Source organism: Eubacterium ramulus (genome assembly GCF_003122485.1).
Taxonomy (GTDB): domain Bacteria; phylum Bacillota; class Clostridia; order Lachnospirales; family Lachnospiraceae; genus Eubacterium_I; species Eubacterium_I ramulus_A.
Genome location: NZ_JRFU01000022.1, coordinates 20,004 through 46,523, shown reverse-complemented (window position 1 = coordinate 46,523; position 26,520 = coordinate 20,004). Strand labels below are relative to the sequence as shown.

Genomic DNA, 26,520 nt, shown 5'->3' with positions numbered 1-26,520 from the left:
CCGCTGCGGTTCCCTGAATCGGAGAGTTCATGGCAATACGTTCACCGAAGGAACGCTGCATGAAGTTGCTGGAGGACAGCTCCGGAACCGGTCTGCGTCTGCCAAACATCGTCTCCGCATAGCCTTTTTCCTTCGCATCGGTCACCAGACGATCAAGGAATGTCTTGATACCCGGATAGGTCTCAAAATAACTTGCGATATAGCCTTCCGCTTCTTTTCGTGTGATACTCAGATCCTGGCTCAGTCCAAAAGAACTGATACCGTACACAATACCGAAGTTTACCGCTTTTGCATTTCTTCTCTGAAGATCTGTTACTTCTTCTAACGGCGTATGGAATACCTGAGAAGCGGTGATCCTGTGAATATCCTCCGCATGCTGATAAGCCGCGATCAGGTTCTGATCTCCGGACATATGCGCCAACACACGTAACTCAATCTGGGAATAATCCGCATCGATAAATACATAACCATCCTTCGGCACAAATACTTTTCGGATCAGTCTGCCAAGTTCCATACGAATTGGAATATTCTGCAAGTTCGGCTCCGTACTGCTGATACGTCCAGTTGCTGTAATAGTCTGGTTAAAAGTACTGTGAATCCTTCCATCCGGAGCGATACACAATGCCAGTCCATCCGCATACGTGGATTTCAATTTGGTAAGCTGACGGTACTCCAGAATCTCTGATACGATCGGATAATCCGGTGCCAAACGCTCCAATACATCCGCAGCGGTGGAATATCCAGTTTTCGTTTTCTTACCGTTCGGCATCTGCAATTTTTCAAACAGAATGACACCAAGCTGTTTCGGAGAATTAATGTTAAAAGTCTCTCCTGCTTTTTCATAAATGGAAGTCTCCAGTTCCGCGATCCTTCCGGTAAGCTGTGCGCCGTAGCTTTCCAGCTCTGCCTTTTCTGCGCGGACACCTTCCTTTTCCATATCTGCCAGCACAAATACCAGCGGCATCTCGATCTCATCGTACAGCTTTTTCATGCCGTGTTCTTCTAACTGTTCCAATAACTGGTCTTTTGCCGCGATACAGGTATACGCCTGATAGCAAGCCAGTAATTCCAATGCTTCCGGCTTCTCATCTGCCGCTTTTTTAATCTTCAATTTTCCAAGCAGATCGACCTGAGACGGTACCATCTGTCCCAAAATATCCTTTGCAAGGTCATCGTAAGTATATTCGTTTTTTAACGGATTCAGCAAATATGCCGCAATTGTGGTATCGATGCAGTTTTTTGTCTCTGTCACGCGGACATGTTTTAACAGCCCTTTCAAATCCGGTGTCACCAAAGTATCCAGTCCGTCACAAAGTTTCTGTGTCTGTTCTTCCAGATAGCCTTCTGTCACAAATCCACCGCAGGTCAGATAGGCAACGTTCTGATTGCTTTCTGCCACTGCCAGACCATACACTGTTCCCGCATCTTCAAAGAAAGATACTGCTGCCTCTTTCGCAGAAAATTCGTCAAAAAAGTTCTGGATCTCGTCCAGTTCATGATACACATGGAAATATTTTTCCAGATCGTTCTGTGACATATCGTCTGAAAAACGGGTCAGCATGTTTTTGAACTCCAGACGCTTCATATATACATACGCTTCCGGTGTGTACAGATCCGTCAGTTTTGCCGCTTCCATGTCAAATTCGATCGGTGCATGCACTTCGATGGTAGCCAGTGTCTTGCTCATCTGCGCCATATCGTAGTGCTCTTCCAGATTAGTTTTCGCACGTTTCGGTGTGATCTCTTCCAGATGCGCATAGGCGTTTTCAATGCTTTTATAAGCAACAATCAGATTGGTGGCGGTCTTCTCTCCGATACCCGGAACACCCGGAATATTATCAGAGCTGTCACCCATCAGTGCCTTGACATCAATAAATTCTTTCGGAGTCACCTGATAACGCTCCACCACATCTGCCGCATAATAATCTTCAATCTCCGTACCGGTTCGTTTTGTTTTCGGAATCCGAATTTTTACCTTATCTGTCGCCAGTTGAAGCAAATCACGGTCACCGGAAATAATGCTGACATCCATGCCCTGTGCTTCTGCCATCCCGGCAATGGTTCCAAGCAGATCATCCGCTTCATAACCCGGTTTTTCCACAATCGTGATTCCCATAGCCTGCAAAACTTCTTTCATGACAGGCACCTGCTCCCGCAGTTCCTGCGCCATCGGTTTTCTCGTTCCCTTGTAGGCATCAAACATCTGATGGCGGAAGGTCGGCTCGCTACGGTCAAATGCCACCGTCAGATAATCCGGTTTTTCCTCATCCAGAATCTTGAACATAATATTTAAAAATCCATACACCGCATTGGTATGCAGCCCTTCGGAGTTCGTCAATGGTGGAACCCCGAAAAAGGCACGGTTTAAAATACTGTGTCCATCAATCAGTACGATTTTTTCACTCATGCTAAATCTCCCTTGTGTACTCTTTGAGCCACTCGCGCTCATCGTCATTCAGATACGGAGATATTTTCTCCCATACCCTTCTGTGGTATGCATTCAGCAGTTTTTTCTCACGTCCGGTCATTTCCTCCGGAATAATTCCGTCCAGATCGATCGGTGCATAAGTAATATTTTCAAACTTCATAAACTGACCATACTCGTTTTTCTCTGCTTTCACACAGATCAGCTCGTTCTCGGTACGGATACCGTACTCGCCTTCCAGATATACACCCGGCTCGTCAGTAGTTATCATACCCTCTTCCAGTCTGCCGCTGTCATTACGCTCTGCAACAACTCTCCAGCGGAATCCGTTTGGTCCCTCATGTACGTTCAGGATATGTCCGACACCATGACCGGTTCCGCATTTGTAATCAATACCCATCTGCCATAACGGTCCACGGCTTAAAATATCTAGGTTTAATCCGCTGCATCCGTACAGGAATTTAGCATCTGCCAAATTCAGGTTGGATCTGCAAACAGTTGTAAAATGCAGTTTCTGTTTGTCAGTCAGAGGTCCAAGGACAAAGGTTCTTGTAATGTCTGTGGTTCCCTCATAATAATGTCCGCCGGAATCCACCAGTAAAAATCCTTCTGGTTTTAATTCCGCTGCTGTTTCTTCTTTTGCGGAATAGTGCATCATGGCTGCATTTGCGCCGTAAGCACTGATGTTGTCAAAACTCAGATCCAGGAAGTGTTCCTGTTCAGCTCGTAAGCTGTCCAGATATTTTCCTGCGGTATACTCTGTGATATATTCTTTTCCGACATGTGTCTTTAACCAGTACATGAATTTTGTCACAGCCACACCGTCTTTTAAATGTGCGATTCTTGTATTTTTTAACTCTGTCTCATTTTTGATGGCTTTCATGCGCTCAGATGGGTTCAGATTATCTACAACTTTTAAGCCTTCCGGAAGTGCCATGCGGATGCGGTAGTTGATGGTGTGCTCGTCCATCAGCATTACTTTGTCTGCTGCAATTTTTTCTGCTGCATCATAAATCTCATCATAAGCACAAACCGTAATGTCGTTGTCTGCCAGATAAGCACGAACTTCATCAGTCAGTGTCTCCGCATGAATAAACAATTTGCATGCATCTTCCTCGATCAACAGGAAAGATAAAAATACCGGAACGTGGGAAATGTCGTTTCCACGCAGGTTTAAGATCCATGCAATGTCATACAGAGAGCTGATCAGATGCGCCTGTGCCCCTTTCTCTTTCATTACTTCACGGATTCTTCCTAATTTGGAAGCGGTAGTCTCTCCGCTGTATTCATCTGTTAAGATCCATACTTTCTCTGTCGGAAGCTGTGGTCTGTCTGTCCAGATCTCGTTTACCAGATCTTTTGCAACGGACAGGCTGCTCTGTTTTTTCTCAGCGATTTTTGCATATGCTGCTCCGTCCGCACTGGAAAGGACTCTTCCATCAAAACCGATGACGCCGCCCTGCGGAAGTTTATCCTCTACAAATTCTTTTACTGTAGGTACGCCTTCCTCAGACATACGGTACAGTGTGATGGTGCTGCCTGCAAGCTGCTGCTCTGCCTGAATAAAATAACGACCGTCGGTCCACAGACCTGCCTCTGTCAAGGTCACTACCAATGTTCCAGCAGATCCTGTAAAGCCGCTCATATAAGAACGTGCTTTGAAATATTCACCAACATATTCTGACTGGTGAAAATCTGCAGTTGGAATCATGTAGATATCCATGTTGTTTTCTTTCATTTTTTCTCGCAAAATTGCAAGTTTTTCCTGAATTGTCATATCATCTATCCTCCATGTTACTTATAATTTTTATCTTATACTCATAGCGATCTGGTTGAACAGATTTTTATGAGATATTAGCGCTATTAGAATGTTGATACTTTTGACGTCAAATGGATATTCGCAATCCTCTCACGTCAGAAATGTCATTTAGTAAAATTCCAACGGTTTCAAATCAAAGAAATGACTGTGGTCTGCCGGGAAAAATCCGATTTTTGCATTTGGGTATTTTTCCTGTAATGGCTTCTGATAGCCTTCCAGATACAATTTTTCAAGGTGTGCTTTTGTCACAAGATCCGTATCTGAAACGCCCAGACACTGTTTTACCAGTTCCAGTCGATGGCTCACCTCGCAAAAGGGATGTCCAATGGCATGCAGTCCCATGACCACCTGAATCTCATTTACGTTTTCCGGGATCACCGGTTCATGCGCTGCCGGAAATTTGATCGGCATATGCTTTGATCCATCTGCCTCTACCAAAACAATATCTGCAAGCTGGCAAGCCTGCTCGTAAATATCTTTCGGTAACGATGCTATTTTTCCTTCTTTCACCGGACTTCCACAAATACAAACGTTTTGTTTTTCCAACTGTTGTCGGATATCTTCCAGATTATCGGATAAAACCATGCCCTGTTCCAGACCCATATGAGTCGTCGTTGTGACCAAAACTTTTTTGCCCTGCTGCACATATTCTTTTGTAAGATTTTTGATCCGGCTTGTCTTACCACCAGCGCCTACAATTGCGATTACATACATTGTTGTATCACCTTTTATTTCATATTAAACATGCATACGACTTGGTATATGATCTTGGGCAGCATAAGATATGCATGTTCTGGTGAACTACCCATTGTCTAAAGCCAATGGGCTTCCTGCTTCATAAACCTCGTTTCTACGTTCCACTCCGGTCGGAGCGGAACAAACATCCACTGGATGTTTTGCTCCCTACTATCTCCACAGGCGTTAATTCGGACAGTCCCTGCCCTATTTATTATTTTTCCTTATGCTATTTGTCTTAGTCCTTCTGCCAGTATATTTTTTGCAGCATTAATATCCCTGTCATGCTTTACTCCACAAACCGGACATTCCCATTTCCTTACTGACAAATCTTTTGTTTCCGTATTCTGATACCCACAAACAGAACATATTTGACTGCTGGCATAAAATGTATCTATTTTGATGTATTTCCTTCCATTCCATTTTGCCTTATACTCTAACTGTCTTGTCAGCTCATACCATGATACATCACTTATGGCTTTTGCCAAATGATGATTTTTTACCATGTTTTTTATCTGCAGATTTTCTGAAACTATCACTTGGTTTTCGCTGATAATCTCATGTGATATCTTGTGCAGATAATCTTTTCTGGTATTTGTTATTTTCTCGTGGCATAATGCTATCTTTTTCTTTATTTTGTAGTAGTTTTGGCTTCTTTTTTCTTTGTGTGCTAACTGTCTTTGCAGTTTTATCAGTTTCTTTTCGTATTTTCTGATGATTTTTGGATTTTTATATTTCTTTCCATCAGAAGTAATACATAACTCTTTAATACCTAAATCTATTCCTGTATTTTGATTTGTATGTGGCAGTTCCATGTGTTCTATTTCCACTAAAATTGATACATAATATTTTCCACTCGGAACCTGTGATATCGTTGCCGATTTTATCTGCCCACTAAAATTTCTATGCAGTTTTGCTGTTACATCTTTTAATTTTGGCAGTTTTACTCTATTGCTCTCGAAATCTACTGTTATATTACCATTTGTAATATTTGTTGTATATGACTTATGATTGTCGTGTTTGCTCTTAAACTTTGGATAACCTGCATGTTCCTTAAAAAATTTCCGGTATGCGGCATCCATATTGTAAATCGCATTTGTCAGAGCAAATTTATCCACTTCTTTCAGCCATTCATAGTCTTTCTTTAATTGTCTGTTGCAGTAATTGTTACAGTCAGTTTTACTAACTGATTTTTTCTCTTTCTCATATACTTCTTTCCGGTATGCCAGTATCTGATTATACACAAAACGGCAGCAGCCAAATGTTTTTGCAATCTGCATTCTCTGTTCGCTATTAGGATATATCCTATATTTGTATGCTTTTATCATTGGCTGTCACCACCTTTTTACCCTTGGTTTTCTATATATTTTCTCAGCATCTCTTCTGAAACATTTCCTACACTGCATGCAAAATACCCGTCCGTCCAAAAAGTATGTTCTCTCCAGAAATGTTTTCGTAAATAATTTGGATATCTTTTCCAAATATGATATGTTGTATAACTTTTCATCAGATTTACTATTTTACTGATAGACATTGTTGGGTCTGTTTCTATCATATAATGAATATGGTCTTTGTCTGTCTCCATATATCTAATAATGCTTTTATGCTTTTGACATATCTCATAAGAAAACTGCTTTATATCATCTGATATCTGTTTTGACATCAGCAATTTCTTTCTATATTTGCATACGAAAATAATATGATACTGTAACAAATACTTGTGTCTGTTTTTTGATTTCCATCTTCCCATAACTCAAGTATAGCACAAGCCACCACTTTCGGCTGCCTTACCCCACCGTCTAAAGCCAGTGGGATTGCGGTAGCCCTATTTCAAAATTACTGTGTATGCTCATGTTACGCCTATTTTTCTAATTGCTGTTTTAAGACAAAATACGCTTCCACAACACCGCCTGCAATGCATCTTGCTTTGTCAGAAATCGTAAAACAATTTTCGTATTCGTTCAATCGTGGATCAATGTCCGCCATCTTAAATCCTTTGGTCACCGGATATCCTTCCCGGATCAATCCTCGGAGCAAACCGGAAAGACTTGCCGGAACTTCTGTCCTTGTTCCGTCAGTTTCTTCAATCCATGCGATCGGTTGTCCTTCTTCTACAATATCCGTAATTTTCGCAATATTGTGCAGAATTCCTGCCGCCGGAGCATGAATCACGCGCTCTGCCGCATAGCCGCCGATCATTCCTGGAACACTGGTATTTGCAATGGCTTTTCCTTCATAGATTACTCTGCCAAGTTTATGTCCACGCATAGTTTCAACGACAGCATCGCAATCCTGACCTGCCGTAAAGCCCGGTCCAAGTGCGATTGTGATCGGTGCCATATCACGTGTGGTTCCAAGATTCTTTTTTGCAAGAATCGCATCTACCACTACCACTGGTTTAAAACGTTTCAGACAATTTCCTTTCGGGTCAATGAGCATCGTCAGCTTATCTTCTTTCAGAAAATGCTCTGCTTCATCTTCATCCTTCGCCAGAAAACACTCCATATCCTCTACTTTGGAATGTTCTTCATATACTGCCTCACTGAATGCCACATTTCTGCGGATTGCAGATGGATGTGCGATTTCCAGTATCAATACCGAAAAACCACATTTTTTCAATTTATAAATCGTTCCGGTTGCAATATCCCCACCGCCACGAACGATAATCAGATCTTTCATACTAACCTCGCATTTCTTCCCTCTGATTTTCATCCTTTCTATCTTATCACAAAATCGGCAGATATGAAATAAAGAGATACACCATTTTCATGATATATCTCTTTATTTACTACTTACATAGTTTTAGTTCAGCCGTATTTTTATGCCTCAACAGCCTCTTTTACGATAAACTCAAGTGCCTGTTTAGAAAGGATATCCTCAGCAACCATAGCTACTCCACGCTCGCCCATCATCTCACGCAGCTGCTCTGCCGGCATCTGATAAGACATTGCCATTGCAGCGATTGTCTGATCGACATCTTCATCTGTATAGGAAAATCCCTCTGCTTTTGCGATCTCCTGTAACACTGCCTGACCTTTTAACATAGAAAGTGCATCTTTTGCTGCGTACTCCTCAAACAGTTCTTCTGTTAATCCGTTGTACTGCAGATACTGCTCAAATGTATTTCCCGCATTGCGAAGCTGTGCCAGCAGATTGCTTTTCAGCTGCTCTTTGCGTTCATCAATAAATTCCTGCGGAACTTCGATTTCAGAACTGTCTACGATCTGTGCCAGAACTGCATTTTCTTTCTCCATATCTGCCTGATTCTGTTTGAAATCATGAATGGATTTTTTAACAAACTCTTCAAATTCTGCTACTGTTTTGCACTGGGAAATTTTCTGAACCACTTCGTCAGATAATTCCGGAACAACACTGCTGCGAACACCTTTTACAGTTACTTTGAATGTAGCTTCTTTTCCTGCAAACTCTGCTGCATGATAATCTTCCGGGAATGTAACAACGACATCTACGTTATCATCTTTCTTTGCACCAACAAGCTGATCTTCGAATCCCGGAATAAACGTATTGGAACCAAGTTTTAACGGAAAATCAGTACCGTCTCCACCTGCAAATGCTTCACCGTCAATATATCCGACAAAATCGATCACTGCCTCGTCACCAAGTTCCGCTGCACCGTCTTTGTCCTGAGTCGTTACCGCATACTGTCTTGCACGCTCCAGTTCTGCTTTTACTTCTTCCTCCGTAATGATAATCTCTGCTTTTTTTACCTCTACTCCTTTATAATTTCCAAGAGTAACCTGAATTTTTTTCTCGCTCATCGCTTCCTCCAAAAGTATTTTCATTTTTCAAAATCATTTTTGACTTTGAATGTACGTTTTTTCTGATCAGTTTTTGGCTTTGCCCAGATCCTCATTCTCCAGATTGAAAAGGATCTGCCTGTATTTTTTCAGCCAAATCTTATTCTGATTCATACTTTTCCAAGTATACGATATTTTGCAGCACATTTCCATCACTTTATGATTTTTTCACATATTTCGTCACTATATTCTACGTTTTTGGCTATTTTTCCTGAATAAACATCAGGAAAAATCCAACCATCAGTAAAAAACTGGAAAACCAGATTGTTTGCAGGTTAAAAACTGGAATCAGAATACTGCCAATACCTGCTCCAAATGCAAATAAAATAATGATTCCAAAATAATGAAAAGCTTTGTACAGAATCTGGCGATTATGTGACTGACGATAGGCACAGAGTGCTTCCATTCCGCTGCGGATATTTCCAATACACATGGTGCTTGCAAATGCATAACTGTCAACTTTACGAAACGTCTGTACCTGCATGGCACAGGAAAATGAGACGAAAGCATTTGCCACCAGATCCATTTTCCCCGGTAAAAATCCAACCAGAAATAACATGCTCATTTCTATCAGTATGACAATCTGCCTCCAGTGAATTCGGCCTATATTCTGAAAATGCTGACGAATTTCAGTTGCCGCCGCAACACCAAACATAAAAGACAGTACCGGCATCAGATATCGCATAACATCTGCCCAGTTTCCCGCAAAAATATGCTGGCTGAGCAGCACAATATTACCGGTTTGTGCATTTGCAAATACATGTCCTCTTGAAATATAAGTATACATATCCTGCAAACCACCGGACACGGAAAGAAAAGCTGCTGTCAGAAACGATTCCGACATTTGCTTTTTCGAACAATAATGCATCCGTAATTTTTTCATGTTTCCTCCTAATCCAAATCATCAGGTACCATAACGAAATGTTTCCCCAACCAAAATCATCAGGTACAATAACGAAATGTTTTATCTGTAAGAATTCTGGCAAATATCAACCCTAACGGTAACGCAAAAATAATCAGAAGAGCTGATGCAAACCAGGAAGAGGCTACTGACAGATCCATGTTTCCCAGATTATAAACTGCTTTATACAGATACAGTCCCGGAACCATGATTACAATCGATGGAACCGTAATGGAAATTCTTGGATATCCAACCATTCTTTTCAACGCAGACGCCAGAACTCCTGCAGCAACTGCCCCGGCAAATGCAGCCACCGGCGCCGGGACAGAAGTGATATCCAGCATTTCCAGTCGCAGCGTATTAGATACAGCTCCTATTATTCCAGCCGCAACAGCAAGTTTCCATGGACTGTTGAACATAACAGAAAATCCGAATACACCGCCAAAGCTTGCGCAGATACGCAACACAATCCACTGCCAGAGTCCAAGGCTCATCGTAGTAAATGACAGCGGTTTTAACCCCAGTACCATCGCCAGAACCCAGGCTGTCATAGTCGCAACCGATATAATAATAACGGAATACATCATCCGTTCCATTCCGGATCGCAAATCCAGTTTTGCCAGATCAATCCCACTGGTAATAAAAGGGAATCCCGGTATGATAAAAAGCATGGCACAGATATATCCTGCCTCGTGCTCCACTTTTACAGCAAAGCAGATCTCCAGTAATTTCAGCATAACAGAATAAGAAAGACATGCTGCTGATATTGACACAATAATGCACAAAAACAGCGTATAATGATGTTTCGAAAGCTTACACCGGATATAATTGCCAATTCCTGCACCGGCAAAAGCACACAGCATCTCAATGGGGCCACCGCCAAGCAGAAATGTAAAACAGGCACAGGCCAATGCTGCTGCGACTGCCAGTGTAACAGGTGAATACAATCCATGTATTTCTTCTATCTTATCAAGTATCGTATGTATTTCTTCACAGCTTTTTGTAATTTCCCGTTCTTTAAAATGCATCACAAACTTTTCCAAGCGGTTCAGTTTCGATGTATTTACCCCCGTATTCGTCAGGCATAACGACTGACTGAATGCATCATTTCCATCAAAACAGGTATAATTGATTGACATCAGTCCGATATCCACGGTACATGTCATATCCAGCAAAGCCGACAGCTCATTCATGGAACTGCGCACACGCCAGGCACCTGTCCCACATGACAACATCATAAGTCCAACTCTCCCAACGACAGATGCCTTAGCCGGAAGGTCAGCGTCGACAATCGTTTTTTCTTCGGATTTATCCGCATATTTGTGCCATAAAATATCCATATGATTCTTTTTTACAATACTCTGATCATTGAATGTCCACATACAATGCACTCCCACTGAGATAAATTTGTTATTACTCACCACTTATAGAAGTAAAACACTGTTATCTGATTACAAATCCAGACTGTCCGCACCAGCTACCCGTATCATCTGTTCTCTGCAAGACAGCACAAGTCCGTCGATCATACTTAAATGCTGAAGCATTCTGTTTTCAAACTGATGGATAGGTAACAGTACCCCAAGTTCATCAAAAGATTTTCCAGCCTTACTTCCGGTTTCCTGTCCATAATAAACAATTGCAGAATACGCTGCTTTCTGAATCTCTTGAAAAGTATTCCAGACCACATCATAAGCCTGAGCCTCGGAAAGATGTAATTTTTTCGTATCTGGCATAGCATATAAAATCAGGATACCCCGTTCCCTTTTTTCCTTTTTTTCCTCGATATTCATATGTTCCGTATAGTACCTGACCATATCATATCCGTCTGCCAGATATAGTTTCGAACGTGGAGCTGCCACATGCGCCTGATAGATTTCCAGAAATTTCTTATATTCATGTCTGGAAACAACGGATTGCTTTGTATTCAATACTTTTCCATTGATATCTGTCAACAGAACCGGATTTTCCCCTGTTTTTCCATGAAATCTCTTTGGAATCAGATAAGCTTCCTTCAGCAGATCAAACATGCTGCGATTACACAATTCCAGCAGAACCGCACTGACATCACCATTTTCATATGCTTTTAACATAACTTCTGCAAAATGTCCCGGATCAGAATCTATAAAACGATTATCATCACACAGATGGTTATAAAATGTCTCACTGAGACGTTCACATGCATCCCTGGATGCCAGAATGCGTGAAAACATTTTCTCAACTTCCTCTTCTCTTGGTAAAACAAGTGACATACAATCATCTCCTATTCATTTTTTATGACAGTTGTTTTTTCTATTCAAGTCGATTATAATAGGAAATCAGCAATCAGTAAAAGATATTATTGACATGCTTATTATAATATTTTGATATATCTGTTTCCGTCATCAACTATCATTTTTACAGGAGATTTCATTATGAATGTAAATTTTGAATATTACAAAATTTTTTATTATGTAGCCAGATACTGTAATTTTACGAAAGCAGCACATGCACTCCACAACAGTCAGCCAAATATTACGCGGGCCATGAATGCTCTGGAGCAGGAAATCCAGTGCACATTATTTGTGCGCACCAACCGAGGCGTACAGTTGACACCGGAAGGCCAGCAGCTTTATGTACGTGTATCGGCTGCCATGACACAATTGCAGGCTGCGGAAGATGAACTGACGAAAAGTGCAAGTCTGGAATATGGCAGCATTTCAATCGGTGCCAGTGAAATCGCTTTGAATATCTATCTTCTGCATCGATTACGTCAGTTTCATATAGATTATCCAAAAGTACGGCTAAAAATTGCAAATCATTCTACACCGCAGGCTATTCAATCTCTCAAAAGCGGTGAAATTGATTTCGCAGTTGTGACAACTCCATTGACCGTTACTTCACCGCTGATTCAGGTAAATTTGCAGCCTTTTCAGGATATCCTTGTCGGAGGAACTACCTTCCGTCCTCTTCAGCAAAAAATTTTATCGATTTCTGAATTGAAAAACTATCCATTTATCTGTCTGGGGGTGAATACTGCTACCCGGCATTTTTATGATGAGCTTTTTTTCTCTCATGGTCTGCGTCTGGTCCCGGATATTGAAACGGCCACGACAGATCAGATTCTTCCCCTGGTCAAAAATGAGCTTGGACTTGCTTTTCTTCCTGAGCCAATGGTTACGGATGCATTACAGAACAATTCTGTAGTTTCTTTGAAATTGAGAGAGGCACTTCCTACCCGCCAGGTCAGCATTGTGTATGATCAGACTCATCCTATGAGCATGGCTGCACATCGTCTGCTTGAACTTTTGATTCATGATAAAATTTAGATCTACGATAAAAAAACAGATGTTCCAGACAAAAATCCGAAGCATCTGCTTTTTCGTTAAGGTTTTATATAAGGATTTTGAAGAATTACTAAATTACTGAAATTGTATCAGCTTATTATTACTACTATTGCCTTTTACAGTTAGTCCTGAAGTGCATCGTAACCTTCTGCACCGGTACTGATCTTGATTGCATTTTCTACGTTGTATACGAAGATCTTACCATCACCGATATGACCGGTATACAGTGCTTTCTTAGCAGCTTCAATAACAGTTCTAGGAGAAACTTTACTTACTACGATATCAACCTGAATCTTAGGCAGTAAGTTCATATCCATAGTAACACCACGATATTTGCTTGTTCTGCCGTGCTGAGCGCCACAACCAAGGACGTTTGTAACGGTCATACCATTGATACCAATGGCTGCCATTGCCTCGTTGAGGGCATCGAATCTGCTCTGTTTTGCATAGATTGTAATCTTTGTAATGCTTACATCACTGCCAGTTGCGATAGACGGATCCGGAGTACGAACCTGTACCGGAACTGCCTCGTCCATCGGTACTGCATTTTCCGGAAGTTTGACCGGAGTTGCAGAGGAGAAGTTGTTGATGCTGGATGTTAATGCAAAGTCTGCATAAGCACTTGCCAGACCATGTTCTGTCTGATCCAGACCGATGATTTCCTCTTCTTCTGTAACACGAAGACCAATGGTTGCACGGATTACAAGGAATGTGATTGTAATGGTAACTGCTGCCCATGCCAGAACGGTAATGATACCAAGGCACTGCAGACCTAATAATTTAACACCGCCGCCATAGAAGAGGCCGACAAGTTCATTTCCATTTTTATCTGCGATTGCATAACCCGGAGCTGTGTTTGTAGCAAAAAGACCTACTGCGAAAGTACCCCAGATACCATTCATAAAGTGAACTGCGACCGCACCAACCGGATCATCTACATGTAACTTATAATCAAGAAGCCATACACCAAATACTACTAATAAACCTGCAACAGCACCAATTACAATGGCACCTGCTGCATCTGTAACATCACAAGGTGCTGTGATTGCTACCAGACCTGCTAAAGAAGCATTCAAACACATGGAAACATCAGGTTTGCCATATTTTAACCATGTAAATATCATACAAACAACAGTTGCAACTGCCGGTGAAATGGTTGTTGTAAGGAAAATAGAACCTAACTGCTCAATACTTGTTGCTGCTGCACCGTTGAAACCATACCAGCCAAACCAGAGAATAAAACATCCAAGGCAGCCAAGTGCAAGGTTATGTCCAGGAATCGCGTTTACTTTTCTGATTTTGCCATTCTCGTCTTTTGTAAATTTACCGATACGTGGTCCAAGGAGCCATGCACCAATCAGTGCGCTGACACCACCAACCATATGAATTGCACAGGATCCTGCGAAATCATGGAAGCCAAGCTGTGCTAACCAGCCGCCGCCCCAGATCCAGTGAGCTTCGATCGGGTAGATCAATGCGGAGATAACTCCGGAATAAATACAATAGGATAAAAATTTTGTTCTCTCTGCCATAGCACCGGAAACGATGGTTGCTGTAGTAGCACAGAATACTAAGTTAAATACGAAACTTGAAAAACTGAAATTGCTGTAGGATGAGAAAAGATCAAATCCCGGTTTTCCGATAAACCCTAACACATCTTCGCCAAGTAAGAAGGAAAAACCAATCAGGATGAACATTACAGTACCAATACAAAAGTCCATCAAATTCTTCATCAAAATGTTACCGGTGTTTTTTGCTCTGGTGAAACCTGCTTCCACCATTGCGAAACCTGCCTGCATCCAGAATACCAATGCGGCACCTATCAGAAACCAGACACCAAATATGTTGTCACTAATAAAAGTCATAATCTCCTGCGTCATAACTTACCTCCTGGTTTTTGGTTCTGTCAAACCATATTTTAAAACGACACTCAGAAAAAGTTTTGAAACCTTTTCTGTCAAACAAAAAAGGAGCATCATCTGCCGCTAGCCTGCAGATGACACTCCATTGTGTCGCTATCAGAGTTTTTCTATTGTCCGGTCATTTTATTTTGGAAAACAGGTAACTGTTGTTCGCAAGTTCAGTTATCTGTCATCCAAAAATAAATATCCCGGAAAATAGAAAAAGGCACCGGAAGCTTATTCTCCTCAGCACCTTTGCCTTTGATGACTGTAATATTACCCTCATCGTAATAAAAAGTCAATAAAATTTCTTAAATTTTTGTTAATTTATGTAATCTGGCGAATTTTCTCATATTTTGGCACTCTTTTTGTGCAATTCAACCACAGCACAAGGATTGTCAAACTTTTAAATTTCCGTTTAGTCACTCTCAACCGTTTTATATTTCTCAATCACATGCTGATACAGCATTTTCACTGCCGGTGCAAGGAAATTCGGGTTTAATGCCGAAATTCCAATGACACGGTATGCTTCCGGCATCATCGGATAACGGTCTACTGCGTATGGAATGTCGTTCATGACCAGTTCTGGCATGATGCAGATGCCAAGTCCTGCGGCCACCAGTGCGATGGTGGACAGGTCATCTACAACGTGGTAGTCCATCCGCACGTTTCCAAGTCCGTTCTGTTTCATAAAAATTGCAATATCCGCATCGGTGGTCTCCATCTGTGAGACAAAGACTTCGTCTTTCATTTCATCTGGTGTCATGTATGGAGTATCTTCCCGTTTGCGATAGCCTTTTGGAACAACGCAGAGCAGAGGATCTCGGTACAGTGGCTCGATTGGCAAGTCTCCCGCAGAGGACAGGGACAGAAAACCGATGTCTACAATACCGTTTTTGATCCAGTAAGACACGTCCGCATAGGTTCCCTGATACAGTTCGATATTAATGTCCGGGTAACGCTGATGAAAGGAATGAATGATGTCTGTCATCCAGTTTGTGCATACGCTGGAAAAACAGCCCACTTTTACATTTCCCATTTTCAGTCCGTTCAGTCCCGCAATTGCCTGCTGCAGGCTTTCGTCACTGTTTAACACCGCATTCACGTATGGAAGCAGATGTTCTCCATAGTTGGTCAGGGCTACCCCTGCCTTATTTCTCGTAAACAGGGAAAATCCCAGTTCCTGCTCCATCGATGCAATCGCATGACTGACAGCAGAAGGCGTCAGATTTAAAATCTCTGCCGCCTTCTGAAAACTTCCCTGTCCCACCACTGTCTGAAATACCTGATAGGATAACAAAGTCATATATTTATTCCTCCCGGATTATCGTGCACATTTGTACTGCAGTTCTTCCCAACGACGGTCAACCTCATCCTGGAACTGTGCGATCAGATCTTCATTGCCCGGTTTGAACAGATGTTTGAATCTGCCCTGCTCGCGTAAGAAGTCCTCGATCGGCAGTTTTTTCTTTGGCTCGTATGTTAAGCGCCATTTGCCATGCTCTACCTCAAACATCGGCCAGTAACATGTCTCAACTGCAAGTTTACAGATTTTCATGATATCTGCAGTATCATAACGCCATCCACGCGGACATGGAGTCATGATATTTAAGAAAGCAGCACCCTCTGTGTAGATGGCTTTCTCTGCTTTTTTGTGAAGATCGGAGAAATTACCGATCATCGTTGTCTGACCAACATACGGAACATCATGATCTGCAATAATAGATGCCAGATCTTTTCTGTTCTGCATTTTACCGTTGGACTGTGTTCCAACCGGTGTAGTTGTAGTATCTGCATACATCGGAGTTGCAGAAGAACGCTGGATACCGGTATTCATGTATGCTCCATTATCGTAGCAGACATACACCATATCGTGATTACGCTCCATTGCTCCGGACAGAGACTGGAAACCAATATCGTAAGTACCACCGTCACCACCAAAGGTAATGAATTTGAAATTTGCATCTTCCGGAAGACGACCACGTTTTTTCAGTGCTTTGTATGCTGTTTCAACACCACTTAAGGTAGCACCTGCATTTTCAAATGCATTGTGGATATAACTGTCTTCCCATGCGGTATATGGATACATGAAGGAAGAAACTTCCAGACATCCGGTTGCATTACCGATCACGGCCTGATCTCCCTCATGAAGTGCACGAAGTACGGCACGAACTGCGATGGTTGCGCCACATCCTGCACACATTCTGTGTCCCGGAGCCAGACGTTCCGGTTTGCTCATAACTTCTTTAAATTTATATTCGCTCATCACTCTGCCTCCTACTTTCTCAGACCGATATACTGATACTGTGTTACCGGTTTACCATTTTCTACGACATCTGCCAGTTCTGCAAAGACATCTTTTGCATCTTCTACCGTGAAATCACGGCCGCCAAGTCCGTAGGTGTAGTTGATTGCTTTCATATAAGTTCTTGTGCGGTACAGACCTGCTGTGATTTCAGAACCAAGCGGTCCACCGTTTCCGTTGTAGCTCTCGCAACGATCCATGATTGCCACTGCTTTGCAGTTTTTGATTGCTTCTACAATCTCTTCTGCCGGGAACGGACGGAAGACACGCAGTTTTAACACGCCGACTTTTTTGCCTTCCTCACGAAGTTCGTCAACTGCTTCTTTGGCTGTTCCTGCTGCAGAACCAATAATTACCATAACATAATCGGCGTCTTCTGTCTTGTATTCTTCAAACAGACCATACTCTCTGCCAGAAATTCCTGCGAACTCTTTTGCTACGTCTAAAATAACCTGTTTTGCATTTTCCAGAGCGATTAACTGATTTTTTCTGCCTTCCATAACGTAGTTGGAAACTGCATACGGTCCGACAGAAACCGGTTTGCCCGGGTTTAACAGATACTCTTCCGGATGATATTCTCCAACAAACTCTTTGACCGGAGCATCCTCTAATAATTCAATATTTTCTACTGCGTGGCTGGTGATGAAACCATCCTGGCAGACCATGATCGGCAGACGGACATCTTTATGCTCAGCAATGCGGTATGCCTGAATGAAGTTATCATATACTTCCTGATTGTTCTCTGCGTAAATCTGGATCCATCCGGTATCACGGGCACCCATACCATCGGTATGATCACAGTTGATGTTGATCGGACCGGACAGGGTTCTGTTTACCAATGTCAGAGCGATCGGCATACGGTTAGAAGCTGCCAGAAGCAGTTCCTCCCACATCAGAGCCAGACCTGCGGAAGAAGTTGCAGTCAGTGTTCTTGCGCCTGCTGCTTCTGATCCGATGCTGGCACTCATTGCAGAATGCTCACTCTCTACCGGGATAAATTCTGTATCGATCTCGCCGTTTGCAATGTATGTGGAAACCATCTGCGGGATCTCTGTGGACGGCGTGATTGGAAATGCCGGCATAACATCCGGATTTACCTGTTTGATTGCGTAGGCAACGGCCTCGTTACCTGACATACGTTCTTTGATTCCCATTATTCTACACCCTCCTTCATTTTGATTGCTCCAAACGGACATACATTTGCACAGATACCGCAGCCTTTGCAGTGATCTAAGTCAAATGCGCCTCTCTTCTGGTCTTTGACCGGAATGGAACTGTCCGGACAGACTGGTGCGCACAGCAGACACTGTTTGCAATTGTCCTCTAAATAAACTGGTGTATTGTTTCTCCACTCACCGGTTTTGAAATATTTGGATGTTCCTGCAGCAAATACCTGCATTCCCTCGGTCAGCCCTGTATGTGGAGTATGTTCATTGATTTTATTAATATCTGTTCTCATTTTCTGTCTCCTCTATGCTTCCTCTACGGCTGCAAAAGCCATCTCCAGTGCTTTCATATTTCCATCGATAACTTCCGGTTTCTTTGCAAATTTATGTTTGTAAGAAGCACGCATCTCATGTAAAAATGTTTCTTTCGGCATAACACCTGTGGTTGCAACAACTGCTGCCAGCATCGGGGAGTTCGGGAAATATTTTCCAAGTGCCTCCTCGGAAATGGTTCTGGCATCAATGGTAACCACGCGACCTTCGTATCCGTTTAACTGCGGCATGATCTCCTCTTTGGATTTTGCTGTATTTACGATGATGGCTCCCTCTTTTTTCAATCCGGCAGTTACATCAACGGTATGTAATAATGTCTCGTCTACGACTGCAACAAAATCCGGATCATAGATGTTGGAATGCACGCGGATCACATCTGAGCTGATTCTGTTATAAGCAGTGATCGGTGCGCCCATACGCTCCGGACCGTACTCCGGGAAACCCTGTACATGTTTTCCGGTTTTAAAAGCTACATCTGCCAGAAGCAGTGCTGCTGTCTTGGCACCCTGACCGCCACGGCCATGCCATCTGATCTCAATTCCGTTTTTCATGATCTATCTCTCTCCTTCTTATGCAACTGCGCAAGCAGCGCAGTAAATAACATTTACTTATGAAATAAATTTCTTATTTTCATCAACTTTTAACATTATATCGGTGTACTTTTTGAATGTAAAGAGATGAAATGACTTTTTTTCATTTTATAGATGAAACAAATTCATGTATAATTTTAAAAAGTGAATAAAAATGCAAATTGTGTATCAATAAGTGCAAAAAAGGCGAAAATTCACGTTTTACCGTATCTTTTCGCCCTTTTAATTATTGTTCTCTGACTACTTTATTTCAGTCAGATATTCAGCTTAAATTTCTATCTTGAATCAATTTCTGCCGTTACTTCTGATTTTTATATTCTTCACCTGTATTTTGTTCAGAAATTCTATTCGTCGACTTATAATTTAATGTTTTTCAGTGCATCCAGCATTGCATTGCTGCCAGTCTCCTGCTTTGCCTCTTTCTGCTGTTTCTTCAGATAATTCTGTACATCACGCTTGGAAACTCCTGCGCCCTCTTTTTTCCGGCGCTCCTGAAATTTACTCAGACGTTCCTTATATCCACACTTGCATACAAAAGAAGCATTCTCACCGCTTCCAATCAGTTCCATTCGTTTATGACACTGCGGGCAGCGGGCGTTCGTAGTCTTCGCAATCGTCTGGCGGTATCCACATTCCCGATCCTGGCATACAAGCATTCGACTGTTTTTGCCATTTACAGCAAGCAGACGTTTCCCGCAATTCGGACAAAGTTTGTTTGTCATATTATCATGACGGAACGTTCCTTCCGCTGTCTTGATTTCTTTGACCAAATCTGTTGAATACGTCCGAATCTCATTCATGAATTTCCGGTCAGAAAGTTTGCCTTCTGCGATCTTTGACAATTTCATCTCCCATTCTGCCGTCAGTTCCGGCTTACGAAGATCTTCCGGAACCAGTTCCAGAAGCTGGCGTGCTTTTGCTGTAGTATAAATGTCTTCGCCTTTTTTCTCTAACAAAAAGCTGGAGAACAATTTTTCAATAATATCCGCTCTGGTCGCAACCGTTCCTAAACCGCCGGTCGCGCCAAGTGTCTTTGCCATTTCTTTATTGCCACTTTCCATATAACGCACTGGATTTTCCATGGCAGCGATCAGCGTGCCTTCGGTAAATCGTGCAGGTGGCTTTGTCTTACCTTCTGTCAGGCGGATATTGGAGATAGAAAATTCCTGCCCTTTTTGCATTACAGGAAGATTCTGGCGTTTTAATTCCTCTTCTTCCTCATCCTCGGACTGATTTTCATAAACCGCTTTCCATCCCATATGCAACGGACGGGTTCCTCTGGCGTAAAAATGTTCTCCTTCCACTTCTGCGGCCAATACTGATTCTTCGTATTCATACGCCGGATACATAACTGCCAGAAATCTGCGCACTACCATATCGTAGATTTTTCGTTCCTCATTACTCATATGGATATAATTTGGTGCCTGCTCCGTTGGAATGATCGCATGATGGTCGCTGACTTTTGCATCATTAACAAATGCAGGTTTCTTCGGCAGTTCACGGCGGATCAACGGAGCAGCAAACTCCCGGTAAACACCGGCATTGATGGCCTGCAGACGCTCTTTAATAGTTCCAAGGACATCTGCCGTCAAATAACGGGAATCCGTTCGCGGATAAGTCAGAACTTTATGATTTTCATACAACCGCTGCATAATATTCAACGTTTCTTTTGCAGAAAATCCAAATTTCTGATTCGCTTCCCGTTGCAACTGTGTCAGGTCATATAATTGTGGTGCGCCCTGCTTTTTCACCTTTGTATCTGCTTTTATGATCTGCAATTTCTTTCCGGACAATTTTTTCTGAATATTCGCTATCCGGTCTTTCTGAAAACTGCGATAACTGCCACTTTTTTCATCTTTCCAGGTAAATACCACACCCTCTGCCTGCAATTGCAGCCCATAGTATGGTTTTGGAACAAATTTCCGAATTTCTTCTTCCCGCTTTGCAATCATGGCTAGGGTCGGTGTCTGCACACGACCACAGGACAACTGCGCATTGTATTTGCAGGTCAATGCTCTGGTGGCATTTAATCCCACCAGCCAGTCTGCCTCCGCACGGCAGACTGCCGCATGGTACAGATTATCGTATTCTTTTGCGCTTTTCAGATGCTCAAATCCCTGACGGATTGCCTTATCTGTTACAGAAGAAATCCAAAGACGTTTGCATGGCTTATGATTGTCCGCTTTTTTCAAAATCCAGCGGGCAACCAACTCTCCCTCTCGGCCAGCATCGGTGGCAATGACAATATCTGACACATCCTTGCGGTAAATCTGGCTTTTTACTGCCTGATATTGCTTTCCAGTCTGCTTGATGACCTCGATATCCATCTTCTCCGGAAGCATCGGAAGGTCTTCCATTTTCCAGTCTTTGTATTTTTTATCATAATGCTCCGGATCTGCCAATGTAACCAAGTGGCCTAATCCCCAGGTTACAATATACTGACTGCCTTCCAAAGCTCCGTCAATTTTCTTTCCACACTTTAAAACTCTGCCGATATCCCGCCCAACGGAAGGTTTTTCGGCAATGACTAATGTTTTTCCCATATTCTTGCTAATTCTCTTTCTACTTTTTGTTCTATTCCTTCAGCCTTTGTAAAACGGACATTTAAGAATTATTCTGTGAACAATTTGCCGCATCAATGGCCAATACCAGTAACAATGCCGGAATTTCATGCTTCGGATCATCAAACTCGATGGCATAGGTGTCGCCCCAGCTCAGAATCTTTTTATGTACGTGAACGACTGCGCTGCACGCTTCATACACATCGTAATCCCAGCCCATGAAATCACCTTCTGCACGCCATCCCATGAAATCCACATCATATTTTGGGCGGAATAAAGCAAATCTCTGCTCGATGTGTCCCATCAACTGTCCGTTCCATTCGATTTCAAAAGTCGGAAGTAAGCAGAATAGTTTCTGTTTGATAAATCCAATTTCATTATGCGCCGCATCGTATACATGCAGGCGGTGTCCTAATGAGATAAGTTCATTTTTTACAAAATACTTCTGATTTCCCTGTTCATCGTAGATATCATATGTATCTGACCAGGAAAATACACGTTGTTCAATTAATAATTGCATATGTTACTCCTTCTTATTCTTAACAGTCTCTAAGGGTCTCTTAAGAGACCTTGAGAGACTCTTGGAGACCTGTAAATCTCAGTATCGTCATGTAAAGCGGACATTCGCAATCCGCTTTCGCTACTTGCCAGCTGCTATAGCCTCCGGCAGGATTGCAGAGGCATTCTTGAATATAGTTGACTCATCCAGCGATCACTTACTGCTATACTGTTTTAAGCATGCGCAACGATATTCAGATGGTGTTAAATGATAACGTTTTTTAAACAATCTGCAAAAATAATCAACATTATGGAATCCACTTTCATAGGCAATAGATTTTACTTTTTTATTCGTATTTTTCAATAGCCAAGAAGCTGCCTGCAGTCTATATCCTATCAAATAACTGACCGGTGTAATATGTAAAAATCGTTGAAACAAATTAAGCGCAGTACTTTTGCTGATTCCGATATGTGAAGCTATTTCATCCAGTGACAGCTCATGATTATAGTTTTCATGTATATATTGCATCATCAACTGAACTCTTTTCTGTGCAGTCTCGTCAACTGTTTGCATTTTTTCTTTATCCGATAACTTTACATTTTCGTAAAAAATCAGCCATAAATCCTGCAACAATGCCAAAGTGGAAAACTCCCTTATTTTCTCATTCTCCTGTGTTTCCATTATTTTTATCATAATTTCTATAATTCTTGCCTGCCATGGTTCAGCAATCTGAAAACACTGGAAAGACATATTCGATGAAATGATTGGTAAAATATATTTTTTATAGACCAAACTATTCTGTGGTGCAATAAATTCAGGCATACACACAAAGTTAGGAATAACACCACCTGATGATGAATAAAACCGATGTAATATTTTAGAATTGATAAAAATTGCATCTCCTTTTGACAATATAATCTGTTTTTCACCTATTCCACATATAATTTGTCCAGACTCAACATATAAAAACTCAAATTCTCTGTGCCAGTGCCATTCTATACAATGAAAATCAAATAATTCCAGATCATCATAATAATACTGAAATGGATAATCACTGCTTCCGTGCTGCTTGATTTCCATAAAGTCCTCGTCTGTAAGTATTTTATTATAATCCATCTCCATATCACATTCTTTCCTTTTACGATATTATACAGTATTCTGGTGATTTAATTCAATGCATATGTTTATTGTTTGCTATATAATCAAATAAAAAATTGAAAAGAGGTATTCGTATGAATTTTAAATGGATGAATGAAAGTGAGATCAGCATTGAAGGAGACAGAATTGAAATAACCGCACCACCAAAAACAGACTTTTTTTGTGGCAGCATTGACGAATGTGAAGAAGGTATTTTGCCAGAAACACTTTGTAATGCCCCATATTATTATACTGAAATTAATGGAGACTTTGTTCTTAAAGTAAAAGTATCCCATGATTTTAAAGAAATCTATGATTCTGCTTCTGTAATGGTAATGGCAGATGAGAGTCATTGGGCAAAATGTTGTTTTGAACTGACAGATTTTGGAACCCATGCAGCTGTAAGTGTTGTTACAAAAGGCGATTCAGATGATGCAAACGGCTGTAACATTGAAAGCAATTCTGCCTGGCTTCAGGTATGCAGAGTAGGAAATAATTTTGCATTCCATTATTCAGCAGATGGTATAAACTTTTACATGATGAGATATTTCCATTTGCCGTCTAAACCAATCATCAAAGTCGGATTACTAGCTCAGGCTCCAAGCGGGAATGGTGGAAAACGTATTTATGAACATCTTTCTATTGAACATAAAACTGTTAAAAATATTCGGAGTGGAAAATAGAAAGTGAATGTAGTAAAGAAAAATGACTATCATAAGACAAAAATTGCCTGTTATATGGGCTTTATCACGCAGGCTATTGCGGCAAACTTTGCACCGCTTCTTTTTTTAAAATTTCACAATGACTATCATATTTCTCTCGGTAATATTGCTTTGATATCCACGTTCTTCTTTTTCACACAGCTTCTGGTTGATCTGTTCTGTGCCAAATTAGTAGATTATATCGGATATCGTATTTGCGTTGTTGCATCAGAAATATTTGCTTCACTTGGTCTGGTTGGACTGGCATTTTTACCTGATCTTTTACCTGATCCTTTCATTGGAATTATATGCAGTGTCGTTGTTTATGCTATCGGAAGTGGCTTAATCGAAGTGCTTTGCAGCCCTATTATTGAAGCCTGTCCATTTGAAAACAAAGAAGCAACGATGAGCCTGCTCCATTCCTTTTACTGTTGGGGAGCTGTTGGAACAATTTTGATTTCCAGCTTGTTTTTTCTGATATTCGGCATAAACAGCTGGAAATGGCTTGCCGTGATATGGGCACTGATTCCTGCTGTTAACACTTATAATTTCATGACCTGTCCGATTGAGCATCTGGTTGATAATGGCACTGGGATGGGAATTAAAAGTCTATTTGCCAAACCTTTTTTCTGGGTTGTGATATGTCTGATGGTATGTTCTGGAGCTTCTGAACTTGCAATGGCTCAATGGGCATCTGCTTATGCCGAATCTGCACTGGGATTGTCAAAAGCACTGGGAGATTTAGCAGGTCCATGTATGTTTGCAGTCACCATGGGCATCAGCCGCATAATTTTTGGGAAATATGGAAAACAGCTGGATTTAATGAAGTTTATGGGTGGTTCCGGCATATTATGTGTTATCTGCTATCTTCTTTCTGCCTTGTCATCTAATTCGATTATCGGACTTATCGGTTGTATAGTATGTGGATTTTCAGTTGGAATTATGTGGCCGGGAACGATCAGTATTTCCTCAAAAACGTTTCCAAAAGGGGGGACAGCTATGTTCTCTCTCCTTGCCATGGCAGGAGATTTAGGCGGCAGTATCGGGCCTGGAATTGTTGGCCGTATCACTCAGAACGCCGGGAATAATATTAGGAGCGGCATGAGATGCGGGCTTATTTTTCCAGTAATTCTATTATTCATGCTCTTTCTTCTATATCGAAAAAATCAGCAATCGCAAAAATAGCACCCGCGACAGCACACACGCTGTCACAGGTACTATTTATCCCACTATATTTTCTTAGAAATTCTTTCTACTGAATAAACATCGCATCCCCGAAGGAGAAAAATCTGTATCCTTCCTTCACTGCTTCCTCATAAGCCGCCAGCACATGCTCTCTTCCCGCAAGTGCAGAAACCAGCATTAATAATGTTGACTCCGGCAGATGGAAGTTTGTGATCAGACAATCCAGCACTTTGAATTGATAACCCGGATAGATGAATATCTCCGTCCATCCGCTGCTTTCTCTCAGCATACCGTTTTCGTCCGCTGCGGACTCAATGGTACGGCAGCTTGTAGTTCCAACACAAATTACACGATGACCGTTTTTCTTCGCATTGTTGATCTTGTCAGCGGCTTCCTGTGTTACCATATAGAACTCTGAATGCATATGGTGTTCCAGGATATTGTCCACTTTTACCGGACGAAACGTACCAAGTCCGACATGCAATGTTACCTCTGCAATATCAACGCCCATATCCTTTACCTGCTGAAGCAGTTCCGGTGTAAAATGTAACCCTGCAGTCGGAGCTGCTGCAGAACCGTCATATTTTGCATAAACAGTCTGATAACGGTTCTTGTCCTTTAACTGATGTGTGATATATGGCGGTAGCGGCATCTGACCTAACTGATCCAGAATTTCTTCAAAAATTCCTTCATAAGTAAATTTGATCAGACGGTTGCCCTCTTCCACGATATCAATCACTTCACCGACTAAAAGTCCACCACCAAAAATAATTTTTGTGCCGACTTTTGCCTTTTTACCCGGTTTTACCAGCGTTTCCCAGACATCGTTTTCCTTGCGTTTTAGCAACAGAATTTCAATTTTTGCCTGAGTCCCCTCTTTTTCACCAAACAGACGGGCCGGAATTACTTTTGTATTGTTTAAGACAAGGCAGTCACCTGGTTTCAGGAATTCTGTGATTTCCCGGAATACATGATGAGAATACTCGCCAGTCTCTTTATCCAGGACCAGAAGTCTGGAGGATGAACGATCCTCCAGCGGGTCCTGCGCAATCTGCTCCTGTGGCAGATCAAAATAATAATCTGTTACCTTCATTTCGTTTTCATTCAATACAGACACCAAC

At 41.8% G+C, this 26,520-nt stretch carries 23 protein-coding genes; 3 read left to right on the top strand and 20 right to left on the bottom strand.

Annotation, left to right across the window (positions count from 1 at the left end; all coding sequences use genetic code 11):
- The 10 genes from polA to LG34_RS02410 all read right to left on the bottom strand — a co-directional run.
- Positions 1-2,407: DNA polymerase I (gene polA / locus LG34_RS02455; RefSeq protein WP_109214720.1), on the bottom strand; the 2,407-nt coding region annotated here is incomplete at its 3' end.
- A gap of 1 nt (position 2,408) precedes the next feature.
- The gene (locus LG34_RS02450; protein WP_109214719.1) at positions 2,409-4,202 is read right to left on the bottom strand and encodes an aminopeptidase P family protein; all 1,794 of its coding nucleotides are present in this window, start codon (positions 4,200-4,202) and stop codon (positions 2,409-2,411) included.
- Between the two features lie 150 nt (positions 4,203-4,352).
- Entirely contained in the window at positions 4,353-4,958 is a 606-nt protein-coding gene (yqeC, locus tag LG34_RS02445) for a selenium cofactor biosynthesis protein YqeC (RefSeq protein ID WP_109214718.1), read from the bottom strand.
- A 245-nt stretch (positions 4,959-5,203) separates the two neighbouring features.
- Positions 5,204-6,307 (bottom strand): IS200/IS605 family element RNA-guided endonuclease TnpB, encoded by a 1,104-nt coding sequence (tnpB, locus tag LG34_RS02440; RefSeq protein ID WP_109214717.1) that lies wholly within the window; start codon positions 6,305-6,307, stop codon positions 5,204-5,206.
- Between the two features lie 17 nt (positions 6,308-6,324).
- Positions 6,325-6,729, bottom strand: a complete 405-nt coding sequence (tnpA, locus tag LG34_RS02435; protein WP_109214716.1) for an IS200/IS605 family transposase — start codon at positions 6,727-6,729, stop codon at positions 6,325-6,327.
- Positions 6,730-6,839: 110 nt separating this feature from the next.
- Positions 6,840-7,658 carry a selenium-dependent molybdenum cofactor biosynthesis protein YqeB gene (yqeB, locus tag LG34_RS02430; protein ID WP_109214715.1) on the bottom strand — a complete coding sequence of 273 codons (819 nt, stop codon included), beginning with the start codon at positions 7,656-7,658 and terminating at the stop codon, positions 6,840-6,842.
- Between the two features lie 140 nt (positions 7,659-7,798).
- Positions 7,799-8,758, bottom strand: a complete 960-nt coding sequence (tig, locus tag LG34_RS02425) for a trigger factor (RefSeq protein WP_181369263.1) — start codon at positions 8,756-8,758, stop codon at positions 7,799-7,801.
- Between the two features lie 241 nt (positions 8,759-8,999).
- A complete protein-coding gene (locus LG34_RS02420) occupies positions 9,000-9,680 on the bottom strand; it encodes a YoaK family protein (protein WP_021737662.1) in 681 nt (226 codons plus the stop codon).
- Between the two features lie 59 nt (positions 9,681-9,739).
- Positions 9,740-11,080: a threonine/serine ThrE exporter family protein gene (locus LG34_RS02415; protein WP_109214713.1), complete on the bottom strand. Its 1,341-nt coding sequence runs from the start codon at positions 11,078-11,080 to the stop codon at positions 9,740-9,742.
- Between the two features lie 69 nt (positions 11,081-11,149).
- Positions 11,150-11,947 carry a DUF4866 domain-containing protein gene (locus tag LG34_RS02410; RefSeq protein ID WP_021737660.1) on the bottom strand — a complete coding sequence of 266 codons (798 nt, stop codon included), beginning with the start codon at positions 11,945-11,947 and terminating at the stop codon, positions 11,150-11,152.
- A gap of 162 nt (positions 11,948-12,109) precedes the next feature.
- On the opposite strand from LG34_RS02410, the gene LG34_RS02405 reads away from it, so the two are divergent.
- Entirely contained in the window at positions 12,110-13,003 is an 894-nt protein-coding gene (locus tag LG34_RS02405) for a LysR family transcriptional regulator (RefSeq protein ID WP_021737659.1), read from the top strand.
- Between the two features lie 140 nt (positions 13,004-13,143).
- On the opposite strand, the gene LG34_RS02400 is transcribed toward LG34_RS02405, so the two are convergent.
- The 9 genes from LG34_RS02400 to LG34_RS02360 form a co-directional block, all read right to left on the bottom strand.
- On the bottom strand, positions 13,144-14,901 hold the full coding sequence (locus LG34_RS02400) for an ammonium transporter (protein WP_109214712.1): 1,758 nt from the start codon (positions 14,899-14,901) through the stop codon (positions 13,144-13,146).
- Between the two features lie 439 nt (positions 14,902-15,340).
- Complete coding sequence (locus tag LG34_RS02395; protein ID WP_109214711.1) at positions 15,341-16,228, bottom strand: LysR family transcriptional regulator; 888 nt, start codon at positions 16,226-16,228, stop codon at positions 15,341-15,343.
- An 18-nt stretch (positions 16,229-16,246) separates the two neighbouring features.
- Complete coding sequence (locus LG34_RS02390; RefSeq protein WP_109214710.1) at positions 16,247-17,188, bottom strand: thiamine pyrophosphate-dependent enzyme; 942 nt, start codon at positions 17,186-17,188, stop codon at positions 16,247-16,249.
- A gap of 11 nt (positions 17,189-17,199) precedes the next feature.
- Positions 17,200-18,381 carry a transketolase C-terminal domain-containing protein gene (locus tag LG34_RS02385; RefSeq protein ID WP_109214709.1) on the bottom strand — a complete coding sequence of 394 codons (1,182 nt, stop codon included), beginning with the start codon at positions 18,379-18,381 and terminating at the stop codon, positions 17,200-17,202.
- On the bottom strand, positions 18,381-18,686 hold the full coding sequence (locus LG34_RS02380; protein ID WP_109214708.1) for a 4Fe-4S dicluster domain-containing protein: 306 nt from the start codon (positions 18,684-18,686) through the stop codon (positions 18,381-18,383). Before LG34_RS02380 ends, LG34_RS02385 begins: the two co-directional genes overlap by 1 nt.
- A 12-nt stretch (positions 18,687-18,698) precedes the next feature.
- Entirely contained in the window at positions 18,699-19,277 is a 579-nt protein-coding gene (locus tag LG34_RS02375) for a 2-oxoacid:acceptor oxidoreductase family protein (RefSeq protein ID WP_022035698.1), read from the bottom strand.
- Between the two features lie 395 nt (positions 19,278-19,672).
- Positions 19,673-21,859 (bottom strand): DNA topoisomerase III, encoded by a 2,187-nt coding sequence (locus LG34_RS02370; RefSeq protein ID WP_109214707.1) that lies wholly within the window; start codon positions 21,857-21,859, stop codon positions 19,673-19,675.
- A gap of 61 nt (positions 21,860-21,920) precedes the next feature.
- The gene (locus tag LG34_RS02365) at positions 21,921-22,397 is read right to left on the bottom strand and encodes an LURP-one-related/scramblase family protein (RefSeq protein ID WP_021737650.1); all 477 of its coding nucleotides are present in this window, start codon (positions 22,395-22,397) and stop codon (positions 21,921-21,923) included.
- 192 nt (positions 22,398-22,589) lie between these two features.
- A complete protein-coding gene (locus LG34_RS02360) occupies positions 22,590-23,498 on the bottom strand; it encodes an AraC family transcriptional regulator (RefSeq protein ID WP_242979782.1) in 909 nt (302 codons plus the stop codon).
- 110 nt (positions 23,499-23,608) lie between these two features.
- Here LG34_RS02360 and LG34_RS02355 point away from each other — a divergent pair, with 110 nt between their 5' ends.
- Together LG34_RS02355 and LG34_RS02350 are read left to right on the top strand one after the other, a co-directional pair.
- Entirely contained in the window at positions 23,609-24,196 is a 588-nt protein-coding gene (locus LG34_RS02355) for a DUF1349 domain-containing protein (protein WP_109214706.1), read from the top strand.
- Between the two features lie 54 nt (positions 24,197-24,250).
- Positions 24,251-25,399, top strand: a complete 1,149-nt coding sequence (locus tag LG34_RS02350; protein ID WP_109214722.1) for an MFS transporter — start codon at positions 24,251-24,253, stop codon at positions 25,397-25,399.
- A 67-nt stretch (positions 25,400-25,466) separates the two neighbouring features.
- Here the strand turns inward: LG34_RS02350 and queA are convergent, their stop codons facing one another.
- Positions 25,467-26,492 carry a tRNA preQ1(34) S-adenosylmethionine ribosyltransferase-isomerase QueA gene (gene queA, locus LG34_RS02345; protein WP_109214705.1) on the bottom strand — a complete coding sequence of 342 codons (1,026 nt, stop codon included), beginning with the start codon at positions 26,490-26,492 and terminating at the stop codon, positions 25,467-25,469.
- Between the last annotated feature and the right edge of the window lie 28 nt (positions 26,493-26,520).